A 16,194-nucleotide genomic window follows, 5' to 3' on the forward strand; every position below is an offset into this window, starting at 1 on the left:
TGCTGACGCGAGGAACGTGCAGCACCTCGGCGAAGAGGGTGGCGAGCCGTTCCTCCACCGCGTCGCGAGGCGCGACATGGGTCTCCGCCGGAGCCACGGGGGCTTCGGGAGCGGGGAGGGCCGAGCGGTCCAGCTTGCCGTTGGCGTTGAGGGGCAGCACGTCCAGCACCACGAAGGCGCTGGGAATCAGGTAGTCGGGAAGCCGCTGCTGGAGGGCCGAGCGCAGCGCTTTGCCGTCCAGGGACTCGCCGACGATGTAGGCGACGAGCCGCTTGTCGCCAGGGGCGTCCTCGCGCACCATGGCCACGGCTTCGCGTACGCCGGGCAGTCCGCGAAGGGCGGCTTCGACCTCGCCCGGCTCGATGCGGAAGCCGCGCAGCTTCACCTGGAAGTCCATGCGCCCGAGGAAGTCCAAAGCGCCTTCCGCGCTCCAGCGCACGCGGTCGCCGGTGCGATAGAGCCGCGCACCGGGCGCCGTGCTGAACGGGTGCGGCACGAAGCGCTCGGCGGTGAGGGCGGGCTGGTGGAGGTAGCCCCACGCGAGGCCCTCGCCGCCGACGTACAGCTCGCCGGGCATGCCGGGAGGTACCGGCCGCATCGTCGGGTCCAGCACGTAGACCGTGGAGTGGGGCAGCGGCCGCCCGATGGGAACCGTGAACCCCACCGTTTCGCCCGGATGCATCCGGTGCGTGGCGGAGAACGTGGTGTTCTCCGTGGGCCCGTAGCCGTTGAGCAACACCGTGCCCGGGCGCATCCGCGTCAGGTGCTCCCGCACGCGGGCTGGAGGGAGCACGTCGCCCCCCGCCAGCACCTGCGCCACGGAAGCGAGCGCCTCCGGATGATGCACGGCCATCTGTTCAAAGAGGGCAGCGGTGAGCCACAGCGCGGTGACGCGGTGCCCGGTCAGCACCTCCGCGATGCGCGCGAGCGACAGTTCCCCCGGAGGCGCGAGCACGAGCCGGGCTCCATGCAGCAGCGCACCCCAGATTTCGAGCGTGGACGCATCGAACGCGGCCGGTGCGAGCTGGAGGAAGACCTCGTCCGGACCGAAGCGCATGAACCCGCTGTCCACCACCAGCCGCAGCACGGCGCGGTGCGGGACGCAGACGCCCTTCGGCGTCCCCGTGGAGCCCGACGTGAAGAGGACATAGGCCAGCCGGTCTCCCGTCGCGCGCGACTCCGGGAGCGCGGTCTCCGGACGCGAAGCCACCCGGGACGCGTCCGCATCCAGCAGCACCAGCGGGGCCAGCAGCGAAGGCAGCTCATCCGCGAGTTCCTCCCAAGTGATGACCATCGCCGCTCCGGATTGCTCCAGGAGCAGGGACCAGCGCTCGGGAGGCGCATTCAGGTCGATGGGGACATAGGCCGCCCCGGCCTTGAGCACCGCCATCAACGAGACGACGAGGTCCGGAGAGCGGGGCAGCAGCACCGCCACACGGCTGCCCTCGGCGATGCCAGAGGCGCGCAGGTGGTGCGCCAGCTGGTTCGCCCGGGCATCGAGCCGCGCGTAGGACAGGCTGCCGGACTCGGACACGAGCGCCACTGCGTCCGGCGTCCGCGCGACCTGTTCCGCGAAGCGCGCCGGGATGGACTGCGTGGAGAAGTCCCGGACGGAGGCGACGCAGCTCCAGTCCTCCAGCACCTGGCGCAGTGCTCCGGAGGGCATCAGCGGCAGGCGCTCCACCGGGAGGTCCAGCTGTCCGGGGAGCGCTTCCAGCAACGCCGCGTAGCCCCGCAGCAATCCCTGGAGGAAGGCCGCGTCGAAGAGGTCGGTGTTGTAGTGGAGGCCGCCGGAGAAGCCGTCCGCCGACTCCTCCAGGATGAGGCTGAAGTCGTACTTCGACGGCGTGAAGGGCGGCGGCAGCTCGCGCAGCGTGAGGTCCGGCAGCCGCCACTCCGCGGTGGGCGCGTTCTGGAGGGTGAGGGTGACCTGGAAGAGCGGCGTGTGGCTCGGGTCGCGCGCGGGCTGGAGTTCCTCCACCAGCTTCTCGAAGGGGACGTCCTGGTGCTCGAAGGCCCCGAGCGTGGTGGCTCGCACCTGGGCCAGCAGCGCCCGGAACGAAGCGCGTGGGTCGATGCGCGCGCGCAGCACCAGCGTGTTGACGAAGAAGCCGATGAGGCCCTCCGTCTCCGAGCGGGTGCGGCCCGCGACGGGAGCGCCCACGCTGACATCGTCCTGACCGGCATACCGCGACAGCAGCAGTTGATACGCGGCCAGCAGCACCATGAAGGGCGTGGTGCCGGTCTGCCTCGCCACGGCGTGCACGCCGTCCGTCAGCTTCCGGGACAGTCGCACCGCGAGCTGGTCTCCCGAGAACGTCTGCACCGCCGGACGCGGCCGGTCCGTGGGAAGCGTCAAGAGCGGGGGCGCCCCCGCGAGCTGCCCGCGCCACCACGCGAGCTGCGACGCAAGCACGTCCCCCTGGAGCCACTGTCGCTGCCACGCGGCGAAATCGGCGTACTGGATGGGAAGGGGCTGAAGCGGAGGCAGCTGTCCTGAAGCGAAGGCCCGGTAGAGGGCCACGAGCTCGCGCACGAGCACGCCCGTGGACCAACCGTCCGAAGCGATGTGATGCGTGAGGACGAGCAGCACCTGCCGCGTCTCCTCCAACCGCACGAGCACCGCGCGGAAGATGGGCCCCTGCGCCAGGTCGAACGGCCGCTGCGCCTCGGCGGAGATGAAGTCCAGCAACCGGGCTTCGCGATCCTGGAGCCCGCTGCCTCCATCACGCGTGCTCGGAAGCAGCTCCTCCAGGTTCACGAAGTCGAACGGGCACGTCGCACGAGACTCGATGCGTTGGACGGGGCCATGGGCGCCCGCGGCGAACGTGGTGCGCAGGACTTCGTGGCGTTCGACCAGCGCGTCCAGGGCCTGTCGCAGCGCGGGGACATGGAGCACGCCTTCGAGCAACACGGTCCCCGGCAGGTTGTACGCGACGCCACCGGGCTGGAGCTGCTCCAGGAACCACAGGCGCTGCTGCGCGAAGGACAACGCGAGCTCCCCCTCGCGCGACACGGGCCGCAAGTGCGGAGCCTGTGGACCGGCGGCCCTGCCCCGAGCCTCATCCAGCGCCGAAGCCAGGCCCGCGAGCGTGGATGCCTTGAAGACCGCGCGCAGGGGCAGCTCGACCTGGAACGCCGCCCGGATGCGCGAAAGCAACTGGGTGGCCAGCAGCGAATGACCTCCCAGCGCGAAGAAGTCGTCGTGCGCGCCCACGCGCTCCACGCGCAGCAGCTCCGTCCAGAGTGACGCCAGCCGCACCTCCGTGGGCGTACGCGGCGACACGTACTCCGGCGCCATCCCCGAGCCGACCTCCGGCACCGGCAGCGCCTTGCGGTCGACCTTGCCGCTGGACGTCAGCGGCAGGGCCTCCAGGGGAACGAAGCTCCCGGGCACCATGTACTCCGGGAGCTTCTCCGAAAGGAACGCGCGAAGCGCCTCCGTGCCCGGCACGTCCGTCCCGCCGACGAGATACGCCACCAGCCGCGTGTCGCTCGCCGTGACGCCCGCGAGCGCCACCACGACGGCCTGTCGCACGGTGGGGTGCTGCTCCAGCGCGGCCTCAATCTCCCCCAGCTCGATGCGCAGTCCTCGCACCTTCACCTGGAAGTCGGTGCGGCCCAGGTACTCGATGGCACCATCGGGCAGCCACCGGGCAAGGTCCCCCGTGCGGTACAGCCGCGCTCCCGGCGTGTCGCTGTACGCATCCGGGATGAAGCGCTCCGCGGTCAGGTCCGGCCTGCCCAGGTACCCGCGGCCTACCTGCACACCGCCGATGAACAGCTCTCCAGGCACGCCCTGGGGCACCGGCCGGAGTGCCGCGTCCAGCAGCCGGATCCGCGTATTCGCCACCGGATACCCGATGGGCACGGAGCGTCCCGGTGCGCCGCGCACGCACTCATACGCGGTGACCTCCACGGAAGCCTCGGTGGGGCCATAGAGGTTGTGCAGCCGGATGGCGGGCAACCGCGCCAGGCATCGCTCCGCCAGCTCCAGCGGCAGCGCTTCACCGCTGCACACCACCCGGCGCAGCGACGCGCACCGGTCCAGGCCGGGCTCCTCCAGGAACGCCTGGAGCATGGACGGGACGAAGTGCGTGACGGTGATGCGCTCCCGGGCGATGAGGTCCGCCAGATGGCCAGGCTCCTGGTGTCCCCCGGGCCGGGCCACCACCAGCCGAGCCCCGGTCATCAACGGCCAGAAGAACTCCCACACGGACACGTCGAAGCTGAACGGCGTCTTCTGCAGCACGGAGTCGGCCGGTGACAGTGGCTGCGCCCCCTGCATCCACAGGAGCCGGTTGACGATGCCCGCGTGCGCGTTCATCGCGCCCTTGGGGCGTCCAGTGCTGCCGGACGTGAAGATGACGTAGGCCAGGGAGTCCTCGGAGGCCACGGGGGGCGGTGTCGCCGTCGGCTGCCGGGCCACCTCCGCCCACTGGGAATCCAGGCAGAGCACCGGCACGCCATCCGTCGCGGGAAGCCGCGCCACCAGCCGCTCCTGGGCGAGCACTACGGCGGGCCGGGCGTCCTCGAACATCCACGCGAGCCGCTGCGGGGGAAGGGACGGATCCAACGGAACGTAGGCGCCGCCCGCCTTCAACGTCGCGAGCAGCGCCACCACCAGCTCGAGCGACCGCTCCAGCATCAGCCCGACGCGGACCTCCGGCCCCACGCCCAGCGACCGCAGGTGCCACGCGAGCGCGTTGGCCCGTGCCTCCAGCTGCGCATACGTGAGCGCGGTCTCTCCAAACGTGACGGCCACCGCATCCGGCGTGCGAGCCACCTGCGCTTCCACCAGCTGGTGCAGCAGCACGCCGCGCGGAAATGCCTCCCGGGGTCCGTTCCACGCATGGAGCACGCGCTGCCGCTCGGCCTCATCCAGGAGGGACAGCTCCGACAGGCGCGCATCCGGACGGGAAACGGCATCCTCCAGCAGGACGCGCAGGTGCGCCATCAGCCGCACCATCGTGGCCTCGTCGAAGAGGGCGGTGCGGTACTCGGCGGTGAGGCGCAGGCCGTCCGGCTGCTCGAAGGCGAAGAGGGTGAGGTCGAACTGCGCGAAGCCACTGTCCACGAGCTGCGCATCCAGCGACAGCCCGGGCAGGCGCAAGGCCGGCAGGGGCGTGTTCTGCAGGACGAACATCACCTGGAAGAACGGAGGCACGTCCAGGTGGCGCGGCGGCTGGAGGACCTCCACCAGCTTCTCGAAGGGCACGTCCTGATGCGCGAAGGACTCCACCGACGTCGCCTGCACGCGGCCCAGGAGCGAGCGGAACGACGGATCCCCCGCGAGCGACGTGCGCAGCGCGAGCGTGTTGACGAACAATCCCACCAGCGGCTCCAGCTCCGCGCGCGAGCGCCCCGCGACAGGAGTTCCCACGGTGAGGTCGTCCTGTCCGGAGTAGCGCAGCAGCAACACCTTGAAGCCCGCGAGCAACACGGTGAAGAGCGTGGTGCCCTCCTGCGCCGCCAGGGCCGCGAGCCGTTGGACGAGCGAGGCGGGCAACATCGCGGACACGGTCGCGCCCCGGCTGTCCGCCACGCTTGCCCGGGGCCGGTCCGTGGGCAGCGACAGGACGGCCCGCGCGTCCAGCCGCGAGCGCCACGCGTCAATTGCCGCGTCCAGCACCTCGCCCTTCAACGCCTCCCGCTGCCACACGGAGAAGTCCGCGTACTGCAACGGCAGCGCGGGAAGCTCCGGTGTTCCGCCCGACGCCAGGGCCTCGTAGAGAACACCCAGTTCGTGGACCAGCAGGCCCATGGACCAGCCGTCGGACACGGTGTGGTGCAGCGCGAGCAGCAACAGATGTTCGGTGGAAGAGACGGCGAACAGAACGGCGCGCAGCAGCGGACCCTGCTCCAGGTCGAACGCCTCGCGAGCCGCCGCGCGCAGCCTGCGCCAGGCCTCCGCTTCATCCGCCACCGGCACCACGGGCAGGGGCACGTCCAGTTCGGGTGCGATGCGCTGCCAGGGTCGTCCATCCTGCTCCACGAAGGTGGTCCGCAGCACCGCGTGGCGGCGCACCACTTCGTTCAGGCTGCGCGTCAGCGAGGGCACATCGAGCCGCCCTTGCAGGCGCACCGAATAGGGCAGGTTCAAGCCGGCCTGCCCGGGCGCCAGCCGCTCCTGGAACCACATGCGCTCCTGGCCGAACGACGCCGGGACCCGCGACGCGGGGCGACGCTTCTCGCGAAGCAGTTCCGCAAGCCGCGCGCGCTTCTGCTCAGAGGTGGAAGCCATGGGTCGGAGACTCCTTGGGAGGGGGCCTCGCGAACGCTCGGGAAGGCGATGTGACCGTTCCCGGGCTCGCGAGCGCGCGGGATAGTAGACAGCCCCTCCGACACGGCCGCAGCGATTTGCGCGCGGGGCCTGGCTGTCAGGCCGCTTGGGCGCGTGAACGTGCGAGGCGCGTGAACCGCGCGGGAATTCCGCTCCACGCGCGGTGTCTGGTGGCGTATTTCAGCGGTGTTTCACCGTGGTGTTGGAACGCCCGCGCCGGACGTTTCCACTAGACTTCGGGAATGCCCGAGCCCTTCCGGATCCGCGAAGCCCGCGCCGCCGACGCCGCGAGGATCTCCCAGGTGCTGCGTGGCGCCTTCGAGGAATACCGGGGCCGTCTGGATCCGCCGTCCAGCGCGCACGACAAGACGGAGGCTCTGGTAAGGAACGAACTGGTGGACGGAGGCGCCTTCGTCGCGGAGGCGGAAGGAGTCCTCTTCGGATGCGTGTTCTTCCATCCGAAGGGAGACCATCTGTACCTGGATCGGCTCGCGGTACTGCCGTCGCACCGGGGGCAGGGCGTGTCACTGCGTCTCATGGAAGCTGTGGAGTCCCGCGCGCGCGAGTCGGGCCAGATGCGCGTGAGGTTGTCGGTGCGGATCACGCTCACATCGCACCACGCGTGGTACGCGCGCCAGGGCTATGCCTTCCACTCCCATGGCACGCATGCCGGTCATGTGTCGCCAACGTTCCTGGTGTTGGAGAAGGTGCTCTGACCTTCAGTCGCGCGGAGGTAGCGGGATGCGACGGCCTTCCATGTCGCTTTGGATCGCGGCCTGGATGACGCGCACGGTCTCGCTCGCGCTCAGCGCCGTCACGGGCACGGGCGCGCCGTGGAGGATGGCGGCGCCGAGCTGCCGGTAGAACTGGCCGTAGTCGCCGGGCGCGGTGGCGACGGTCTCCCCCGAGGCCAGCAGCCGGCCATGGTGTTCCGCGGGCTCGCGGCCGAAGTCCCGATGACCGGGACGCAGACCCGCTTCGAGCTGTCCCTCCTGTGGATCCAGCGCGTGCTTCAGGTACGCATCCCGGTCGCCCTGCAACACGAAGCGGGGCCACGGCGCATGCACCACCGAGCCGGAGTGCAGCACCACGCGCAGCGGGCCATAGCGAAGCACGAGGTGGAACCAGTCCGTTCCCTGTGCGCCCGGTCGCTGCCGGCCCAGGTCCGCGGACACGGACTCCGGCAGGCCAAAGAGCTGCACGGCCTGGTCGATGAGGTGCGAGCCCAGATCCCACAGCGTGCCGCCACCGGGCACGTCCTGCTCCTTCCATCGCGCCTTCACCTGGGGCCGGAAGCGGTCGAAGTGGCTCTCCAGGCTGTAGAGCGTCCCCAGCCGTCCCTGCTCCAGCAGCTGGCGCACGGTGAGGAAGTCACCGTCCCAGCGCCGATTGTGGAACACGGTGAGGCACAGCCCACGCTCCCTGGCGAGCCCATCCAGCCGCAGCGCTTCGTCCGCGTCGAGCGCGAAGGGCTTCTCGACCACCACATGCTTGCCCGCGCGCAGCGCCTGTCCCGCGAGCGACGCATGCGAGTCATTGGGCGAGCACACGACGAGCACATCCAGGTCCGGATCCGCCAGCAGCGACTCCACGGTGCCGGCGCGGGCGCCAGGCCAGTCGCGAGCCACGGCATCCACACGGCTCGAAGCCACGGCGGCGAGGGTGAACGCGGGCTCCGCGGCGATGAGGGGCCCGTGGAAGCGGGAGCCAGACAGGCCATAGCCGAGGAGGCCGACCCGCAGCGGGGAGCCAGGGACGCGAGCGGAGGTCATGAACCGAAAGCGTAGCGGGAAGTGCGCCCGATGCGGACAGCCGCGAGCACCTGCTCCCGCCACCTTCCTGACACGCGTCGCTAGGAAGGTCACCAGGAGCGGGACGCGATGTTGTGCCTGAGTAGAAGGCCCCGCAAGCCCCCGGATGGACGCAGGGGAACGCGAAGTCGAGCCAGACGGAATCCAGTGCGGAGTCATGGATGGAATTCATGGTGGGCCGCACCGTCATGGCGCCGCAGGGACAGGGTGACGCTACGGGCAGTCGCAGGCGTGGGGCCCGCCGTCGTGGCTGCGCGTACGCAAAGGTGGGGCCGCGGACAGAGGCCGCGGTGCGTAGCGACATTGGACCTGCGCGGGCTCAAGGGTGGGCCACGGGGAGGGGCCGCCTGCCGGGCGCGCTCTTCAAAAACTTGTCCGACAGTCGGACAGGTCTGGACCACACGGTGCCCGAGCCACGAACTTGTCCGACAGTCCGACAGGTTTTCGCAGCACGGTGCCCGAGCCACGAACTTGTCCGACAGTCCGACAGGTTTTCGCAGCCCGCGGCCCGGGGACGCGCTGTCTTAGCCGAAGACTCAGGCGGTTTGCCTTCCGCATCCATGTCAGACCCCTGTGGTTGGATGGCGATGCTGGGACGAGGAAGGGAGCTGGGGATGGGACGTGGTGGACTCGTGGCGTATGTGGAATCTGAGATCGAGCGCAGTATCGCGCTGGGACAGCTGCACCCAAGCGGGCAGTTTGCTTCGGAAGTAGAGCTGGCGCGTCGCATGAAGGTGTGCCGGGGCACCATGCGAGAGGCGCTGCGGCGGCTGGCGGCGCGGGGGCTGGTGGTGCAGCGCCCCGGGCGCAAGACGCGCGCGGTGGCGCTGGACGAATCCCTGACGCTGGAGAACCTGGGACTGGCGCTGCATGACGCGCGCTCGCCGGAGGCCCGGTGGCTGCTGGAGGGCTCCTTCAGCCTCCGGCGACAGGTGCTGGTGGAGCTCCTGGTTGACTGCTGCGCGAAGGCTTCCGAGAGGGACTTGAATCAACTGTCGCAGCTCTGCTTCGGGCTTTGGGACGCGGCGCGCTGGGAGTCGGGGGAGCGGTGCGCCCAGGTGGAATTCGAATTGCTGCGGCTGGCGGCCCGGGTGGCGGAGCGGCCCGGACATGTGCTCCTCGTTCAGTCCCTGCAGCGGGCCTTCCTAGGAGGCGCGGCCCGGTTGCTGCCCTTCATGGGAGGTGAAGCGCTGCGCGAGTGGGCCATTCGCGCCATGCATGCTCTGTCAGAGCGCGACACGCGGGCGCTTCAGCAGGAGCTGCCGGCGCTGATGCAGGCGTGCGACGAGCGCGTGCTGAACGCCTTCGCCCCTGTTGTTCTTGAACCTGATTCACTTGATGCCTCGCGTGTCCCGGGGGGCTCCATCGAGGCTCCAGTGCCAGTTCCCGATTCGGGCGCGGCGGTGGAGCCCTGTTCCCTCATCGCGACGCCTGAGCCTGGCCGCCTTGCTGCGGAGCACGATTCAGCCCACTTCGCGCCAACCCAGGTGCATGGCGGGGCATTGGATTCAGGTCCCACCTTGGAATCGTCGGGCTCCGAGGGGCCTGTATCTGCCGCTGTGGATGTTGACGAAGGCGAGGGTTCGACTGGCCCCGATGAGGGCCTCACCTCAGAGCCCTCCAGCGGGACACTGCTACCTCCATCCACTCCAGGGGAGGCTCGGTGCGCGCCCTGCGACTCGTGTCCTGAAGGGGCAGTCGTCGATGGCCTGGCTGATGGTCCGACGGGTGGACGCACATCCTCGCCCATGGGGGGCTTCCAGCACGGGACTCCACTTGCCGGCACCATTGGGCAGGGCCACGGGGGGGCGCGCATGGCGGGTGGATTGCTTCACGGTGCCTTGGGACGCCTGGGGCAGTGGGCTGCGCGTCTCTGGCGCTCGATGGCCATGTCCGCGGGACGGCCTCCTTCTTGAGCAACGGTCCTGGCCTCCTGCGTAGAGTTCGCACCATGGACACCGTGCCCCTCATTGACGTCCGAGCCCTCGTCGACCCCATGTCGAGCCTCCGGGCCCGACGGGACGTCGCCGCCCGCATGGGCTCGGCCTGCAGGAACACCGGCTTCTTCTATGTCGTGGGCCACGGCGTGGACGTGGGGCTCCAGTCGCGGCTGGAGGCGCTGGCTCGGGACTTCTTCGCCCGGCCGGAGGAGGAGAAGCTGCGCGTGCGCATGGGGTTCGGGGGGAAGGCATGGCGAGGCTTCTTCCCCGTGGGCGGGGAGCTCACGTCGGGCCGGCCGGACCGCAAGGAGGGGCTGTACTTCGGAACGGAGCTGCCTCCGGATGATCCTCGTGTGCGCGCCGGCACACCGCTGCATGGTCCGAACCTGTTCCCCCGGGAGCCGGAAGGGCTGGGCTGTGCGGTGCTCGAGTACATGGCGGCCCTGACGTCACTGGGACACGCGCTGATGTCCGGCATCGCGCTCAGCCTGGACCTGGAGGCGGACTTCTTCGCCACTCGTTACATGGCGGACCCCACGGTGCTGTTCCGCATCTTCAACTACCCGCCGGGCCCGGAGGTGGACGCCCAAGGGCTGCCGGTCTGGGGCGTGGGCGAGCACACAGACTACGGCGTGCTCACCATCCTCAAGCAGGACGACGCGGGCGGGCTCCAGGTGAAGACGCGCCAGGACGGACACACGCGGTGGGTGGACGCTCCTCCGGTGGAGAACGCGTTCGTGTGCAACATCGGCGACATGCTCGACCGGATGACGCGCGGCGTGTACCGCTCCACGCCGCACCGGGTACTCAACCGCGCGGGCCGCGACCGGCTGTCCCTGCCGTTCTTCTTCGATCCGGACTGGACGGCGGAGGTGCGGGCCATCGACTCACCGACGCTGAAGGACGCGGGCTCGGACGACCACGCCGAGCGGTGGGACCGCCAGAGCGTCCACTCCTTCCAGGGCACCTACGGGGACTACCTGCTTGGAAAGGTGGGGAAGGTGTTCCCCGACCTGCGCTCGGAGGTGCTGTAGCGGCGCTCAGGAGTGCCACAGCCACCGGGCCTCAGTGGAGTCCTGGAGGGAGGGGGAGCGGTCTTCACCTGGGCGGCGTGGAGCTGGAGGCGGCGCTGTCCGCGGCGGCGTGTCAGGCGTAGCGCTGACGGGGGCGCAGGTCCCCGGCTTCATCCCAGCCATCCGAAGTTCCGCAGACGCTCACCCTTCACGTTCATGAGCCCCTTGAGGGAGCGCGCGGCCAACGGGCCCGCCCCGTTCGGGCACGCAGCCCCCGCGGCTTGGGTCACGGGCCCTCTCCGCAGAAAGCAGACGGGCGATGCCCGCCGAAGCGCGCATCGCCCGTGGGTCGACCTTGAAACGGGTGCGCCTTTACGCGCCCGCGTACTTGCGACGGAATTCGTGGATCTCCGCCAGCCGGAACGTGCCCGGCTCCGGAGCAATCGCCTCCGGCGCGTCGTAGGGCAGGTTCATCAGCCGCTCGTACTCCTCCACCGACACGCGCTCGCGCTTCGCCAGCACCGCGTCCAGGTCCGCGCGGGCCATGCGCTCCGCGGCCTTCTCACCCACGACGCCGGAGTAGAACTCCGCGCAGGAACCGCTGCCGTAGGACAACAGGCCGATGCGCTGACCCGCCAGCGCCGCGCCCTCCGCGTGCAGCTGGCCCGCGAGCGCCAGGTACAGCGACGCCGTGTAGACGTTGCCCACCCGCGCGTTCAGCCCCAGCGACCTCGCCACCTGCGCGTCGTAGCTGGCCTGCGACTTCGCCGCTTCGTCGCGCGCCTCGGGCGTGGCCGGCCCGTTGCCCGAGTCCTCCAGGTCGCACAGCCGCACCTGCGCGTGCGCCTTGCGCGCCATCTTGCAGAAGGGCACGTGGTACAGGATGCGCGCCAGCTGCTCGCTGGGCAGCTTCGAATCCCAACGCACCAGCCCCTGCTCCATGGCGCGCTCGCGCCAGCCCCGGTACGCGCCCGCCATGGCGTCCAGGTAGCAGGTGATGGAGTAGTGCCCGTCCACCAGCGCCTCGCGCCGGCCCACCGGCCGCCAGAAGTCATACACGTCCGCGGTGCTTACGCCGTTGAGCCCCACGTCGATGGCCAGCAGGTCCGGCGTCTCCGACACCAGCAGCGCCACCGCGCCGCCGCCCTGCGTGGGCTCGCCCGCCGTCTTCAGGCCGTAGCGCGCGATGTCCGTGCACACCACCAGCGCGGAGCGGCCCGCCGCCGCGCCGGAGGCGATCCACTCCACCGCCGCCATCAGCCCCGCCGTGCCGCCGTAGCACGCGTGCTGCGAGTCGAACGTGCGCATGGAGCGCGGCAGCTTCAACAGGCCGTGCACGTGCGACGCGATGGGCTTCGAGTGGTCCACGCCCGTCTCCGTGCCCACCACCAGCATGCCCAGCCTGGACGTGTCCACGCCCTGCTGCTGGATGAGCCGCGCGGCCGCTGTCGCCGCCAGCGACACGGAGTCCTCGCCCGGGTCGTTGACCGCCATCTCCTTCGCGCCCAGGCCCGCGGTGAACTTCGCCGGGTCCACGCCGCGCGCCCGCGCCAGGTCCTCGATGTCCACGTACCGCCGGGGGACCGCCACCGCCAGCGCTTCGATTCCAACCCGCTTCTTCATGGGGAACTCCTCAAGTCAAAAGGTCGAAGAATCCAGAACGCGTCACGCCGCCGGCGGCACCAGCACCAGCCGGCCCGCCACTTCCCGGTTCTCCAGCCGGAAGTGCGCGCGGCTCGCGTCCGCCAGCGCCACCTCCTCCGACACGAAGGGGCGGATGAGGCCCTTGGCCGTCAGCCGGAGCGACTCGTCCAACTCCTCGCGCGTCGTCGCGTAGGCGCCCAGGATCTCCAGCTCCTTCACGATGACCAGCCCGGGGTTGAGGTTCACCACCCCGGACTCCAGGTTGCCCACCACCACCACGCGCCCGCCGGGCGCCATGGCCTTGAGCGTCTGGTCGAAGGTGGCGCTACCGACGATCTCCACCGCCACGTCCACCCCCTGGCCCTGCGTGCGCTTGCGCGCCTCCGACCCGAAGTCCAGGCCGCGCGAGACGATCACCTCGTCCGCGCCCGCCTCCTTGAGGGCCGCCACCTTCGCCTCGCCGGACGTGATGGCGATGACGCGCGCCCCGTCCACCTTGCACAGCTGCACGGCCGCCAGGCCCACGCCGCCGCTGGCGCCGGTGATGAGGACCGTCTCGCCGGCCTTCACCTTCGCCCGCGTGCGCAGCGTGTGGACGGCGGTGCCCAGCGTGCAGCACACCGTCGCCGCCACCGCCCAGGGCAGGTCGGAAGGCACGCGGCCCAGGCCGCGCACCGGGGCCACCATGAACTGCGCGTAGCCGCCCTGGAGCTCCTCGCCGAAGAAGCGGTTGTCCGTCTTGCACAGGCTGTTGCGGCCGGAGAGGCACAGCGCGCACTCGCCGCAGGACATGCGCTGGAGCGTCGCCGCGCGATCGCCCACCTTCCAGCCCACCGTGTCCGGGCCCACCTCCACCACCTCGCCCGCGGCCTCGTGTCCGAGGATGGCCGGCACGTGCGTGCGGGGCAGGTTGCCGCGGCGGTTGATGACGTCGTGGTAGCAGACGCCGCACGCGTGGACCTTCAGCAGCACCTCGCCCCTGCCCGGGCGGGGAACCGGGACGGTCTCCAGACGCAGGTTCTCTGCATTCCCGAACTGGCGAAGAACGACGGCTTCCATGCGGTACCTCTTTTCCGTGTGGCTTTGGAGGGTGGGGGAAGAAGTGCTTCAGCCGCCGACGAGCGCGTCGCGCAGGTTGCGGGGGTCCAGCGCGCGGATGGCCGACACCGTGCGCGCGTCCGGAAGCGAGGTGACGGGCAGCGCGTCCGGCGCGGAGAACTCGAAGCCGGTGCGCTCGGCGATGCCCTCCACCGTCGCCCACGGGTGCCGCGACAACAGCCGCGCGCCCCGGGGTCCGCCCAATTCATACGTGCCCAGGTCGGAGAGGAGCCGCACCGGACGGCTGGGGTCGCGAGTCGTCGCCACCTGGACCTGCGGCACGAGGTTGCGCCGAGACTGCCGGGGCACCAGCAGCACCGGGTTCCTCACCCACTGCCGCAGCGTGGCCGCGCCCGCCACACCGGGGAACTTGGTGCGCGGCTTCTCCAGGCTGCCGGACGCCGTCATGTTGGTGCGGCCCGCCGGATCCACCTCCGCCGCGCCGAAGAACACCGTGTCCACCCGGCCGCGCCGCGCGTGGTCGAACAGGTCCGCGATGCTCACCTCCGCGGACCGGCCATCCAGGTAGCGCAGGTCCTCCGAGGACGGGTACAGCTCCGGCAGCTCGGGGTCCAACGAGCCCACGCACGCCAGGTACGTCAGCCCGGGCGCATGCGTGGCCCGAGCCACCGCGATGGCCAGGATGACCAGCGGCGACGCCACGCCCGTGGCCACCACCGAGCCGTCTTCAATCTCCCGCGCCAGCAGGGACACCACCGTCTCCGCGGGCGTCGCGTCCATCATCGCTGTCGCCGTCATGCCGCGCTCCGCGTCGCGCGCAGCGACATGAGGAAGCCCTTCGCGTCACCCGCGTCCGCCGCGGCCAGGTAGGCCGCCAGCATCGCGTCGTCGTGCGGGTACTGGCCCAGGCAGCCCGTGGGCAGCGCGCCGCCGGGGGCGAGCACCACGCGCTCCACCTGGAAGGCAGGGATGGTCACGCGAGACAGCCTCGTCACGCGCTCCTCCACCGTGGCGATGATCCGCTTCGCCGCGCCCGCGACGAGCAGGTCCGTGGTAGGGTCTTCAATCAGGAGGTTGCCCTTGTCGTCCGCCGCCCGGGCGTGGATGAGCGCTACGTCCGGGTAGTAGGCGGGCTCCACCGGCACGCGGCGGCCCGTGAAGGGGTCCTCCACCGTGCGCGGCGCGTCCACCTCCGCCAGCTCCGACACGTCCGAGTCCGGCGCGGGGATGAACGGCAGCCCCATGGACGCCGCGCGCAGCCGCTGCACCACGCGGTAGCCGTCATGCTCGCGCCATTCAATCTCGCCCGCCTCGATGGCCCGCTTGAGGCAGGGCAGGGGGCGCACGCGGTTCTCCAGCACCAGCGCGCCGAAGGGCAGCTCCACGCGCTCCAGGCACCCGCCCGCGACGAGGAACTCCGCCGGCAGCGGGTTGGGCAGGGAGATGAGCCGCAGGCCGCGCTTCTCCTGCGCCACCAGCTCCAGCACCAGCGCCATGGGCGCGCGGCCCAGCATGAACCCGCCGGCCGCGAGCGACGCGCCGTCCGGGATGGAGGCCACCGCCTCCGACAGGGAGCTCCACCGGGCGCGGTTCACTGGGGCTCCTCCCCGGTACCAGAGGCGGCGCGCGGCACCATGCGCAGCGCGGGCGCGTCCCTGTTCTCCTCCGAGGGGGCCGGGGCGCTCGCGGCCGCCGCGCCGGAAGGGAAGAGCAGCTCCACCATGCCGTCGGCGATCTGCTCCTCGGAGAGGCGCCCGTCCGGCTTGAACCACTTGTAGACCCAGAGGATCATCCCCAGGAACGAGAAGGCCGCGACGGTGGGGTCCACCTGTCCGCGCAGGCGGCCCAGGCGGTTGGCCTCCGCGAACGCGTCCTCCAGGAACTTCACGTACCGCTTCTTGCGCCGGTCGATGTACTCGCGCGGCTCGCCGGTGAGCGTGGCGTGCTCGTGAAGGATGATGATGACCTCCTTGCTGCGGCCGCTCGTCACCAGGTGGATGTTGTGCCGCATGCACTGGCGCAGCCGGTCCACCGGATCCGCCACGTCCTGCACGGGCGCGAGGACCTGCTCCTCGAACACGTCCATGCCGTAGTTCATGATGGCGAAGAGCAACTGCTCCTTGTTCTGGATGTGGTGGTAGAGCCCCGCCTTGGTCATCCGGCACGCGGCGGCGATCTCCTGCATCGACGTGCCCTCGTAGCCGCGCTCGCAGATGAGCCGTGCCGCCGTCTCCAGGATGGTCCGGTACCGCTCGCCCTCGTCCGGTTTGCGCCCCGTGGGTGTCATGCGTGCCTTCCCTTGCCGGCCTGCCTGCTCCTGCCGGGCTGAAACCACCTACCGACCGGTAGGTCACCTCGCCTACCGACCGGTAGGTAGCACCGCTCGACGCGTCCCGTCAACGGGCAAGTACTGGCAGGCAGGTGAGACAAAGGCTTTTGGAAAC

At 70.6% G+C, this 16,194-nt stretch carries 10 protein-coding genes (1 of these 10 running past the window's edge); 3 read left to right on the forward strand and 7 right to left on the reverse strand.

Translation table 11 applies throughout. The annotated features are described in order from the left end of the window. Window positions 1–6,244, reverse strand: the 5' end (the start) of a protein-coding gene (locus KYK13_RS18405) for a non-ribosomal peptide synthase/polyketide synthase (RefSeq protein ID WP_223645992.1). The gene continues 26,555 nt to the left of window position 1, outside the view; 6,244 of the gene's 32,799 nt are visible here — the first part of the coding sequence; the start codon lies at window positions 6,242–6,244; its stop codon lies beyond the left edge, outside the window. 281 nt (window positions 6,245–6,525) lie between these two features. Here KYK13_RS18405 and KYK13_RS18410 point away from each other — a divergent pair, with 281 nt between their 5' ends. Next, on the forward strand, window positions 6,526–6,999 hold the full coding sequence (locus KYK13_RS18410; RefSeq protein WP_223645994.1) for a GNAT family N-acetyltransferase: 474 nt from the start codon (window positions 6,526–6,528) through the stop codon (window positions 6,997–6,999). A 3-nt stretch (window positions 7,000–7,002) separates the two neighbouring features. Here KYK13_RS18410 and KYK13_RS18415 read toward each other — a convergent pair whose 3' ends face one another. Next, complete coding sequence (locus KYK13_RS18415; protein ID WP_223645996.1) at window positions 7,003–8,055, reverse strand: oxidoreductase; 1,053 nt, start codon at window positions 8,053–8,055, stop codon at window positions 7,003–7,005. A 647-nt stretch (window positions 8,056–8,702) separates the two neighbouring features. Here KYK13_RS18415 and KYK13_RS18420 point away from each other — a divergent pair. Together KYK13_RS18420 and KYK13_RS18425 are read left to right on the forward strand one after the other, a co-directional pair. Beyond that, window positions 8,703–10,010, forward strand: coding sequence for a FadR/GntR family transcriptional regulator (locus tag KYK13_RS18420; protein WP_223646652.1), 1,308 nt, complete (start codon window positions 8,703–8,705; stop codon window positions 10,008–10,010). Window positions 10,011–10,045: 35 nt separating this feature from the next. Beyond that, window positions 10,046–11,068, forward strand: coding sequence for an isopenicillin N synthase family oxygenase (locus KYK13_RS18425; protein ID WP_223645998.1), 1,023 nt, complete (start codon window positions 10,046–10,048; stop codon window positions 11,066–11,068). A gap of 351 nt (window positions 11,069–11,419) precedes the next feature. Here KYK13_RS18425 and KYK13_RS18430 read toward each other — a convergent pair whose 3' ends face one another. Genes KYK13_RS18430 through KYK13_RS18450 form a run of 5 tightly spaced genes read right to left on the reverse strand, consistent with a single transcriptional unit; the run spans window position 11,420 to window position 16,037 of the window. Further along, window positions 11,420–12,670, reverse strand: coding sequence for a hydroxymethylglutaryl-CoA synthase family protein (locus KYK13_RS18430; RefSeq protein WP_223646000.1), 1,251 nt, complete (start codon window positions 12,668–12,670; stop codon window positions 11,420–11,422). 42 nt (window positions 12,671–12,712) lie between these two features. Continuing rightward, window positions 12,713–13,750, reverse strand: a complete 1,038-nt coding sequence (locus tag KYK13_RS18435; RefSeq protein WP_223646002.1) for a zinc-binding dehydrogenase — start codon at window positions 13,748–13,750, stop codon at window positions 12,713–12,715. Between the two features lie 48 nt (window positions 13,751–13,798). Continuing rightward, window positions 13,799–14,548, reverse strand: a complete 750-nt coding sequence (locus tag KYK13_RS18440) for a CoA-transferase subunit beta (protein ID WP_223646004.1) — start codon at window positions 14,546–14,548, stop codon at window positions 13,799–13,801. After that, on the reverse strand, window positions 14,545–15,345 hold the full coding sequence (locus KYK13_RS18445) for a CoA transferase subunit A (RefSeq protein WP_223646007.1): 801 nt from the start codon (window positions 15,343–15,345) through the stop codon (window positions 14,545–14,547). The genes KYK13_RS18440 and KYK13_RS18445 overlap by 4 nt, the downstream gene beginning before the upstream one ends. Beyond that, complete coding sequence (locus KYK13_RS18450) at window positions 15,342–16,037, reverse strand: TetR/AcrR family transcriptional regulator (RefSeq protein WP_223646009.1); 696 nt, start codon at window positions 16,035–16,037, stop codon at window positions 15,342–15,344. The genes KYK13_RS18445 and KYK13_RS18450 overlap by 4 nt, the downstream gene beginning before the upstream one ends. Window positions 16,038–16,194: the final 157 nt, after the last annotated feature.

Source organism: Corallococcus sp. EGB, from assembly GCF_019968905.1.
Classification (GTDB): domain Bacteria; phylum Myxococcota; class Myxococcia; order Myxococcales; family Myxococcaceae; genus Corallococcus.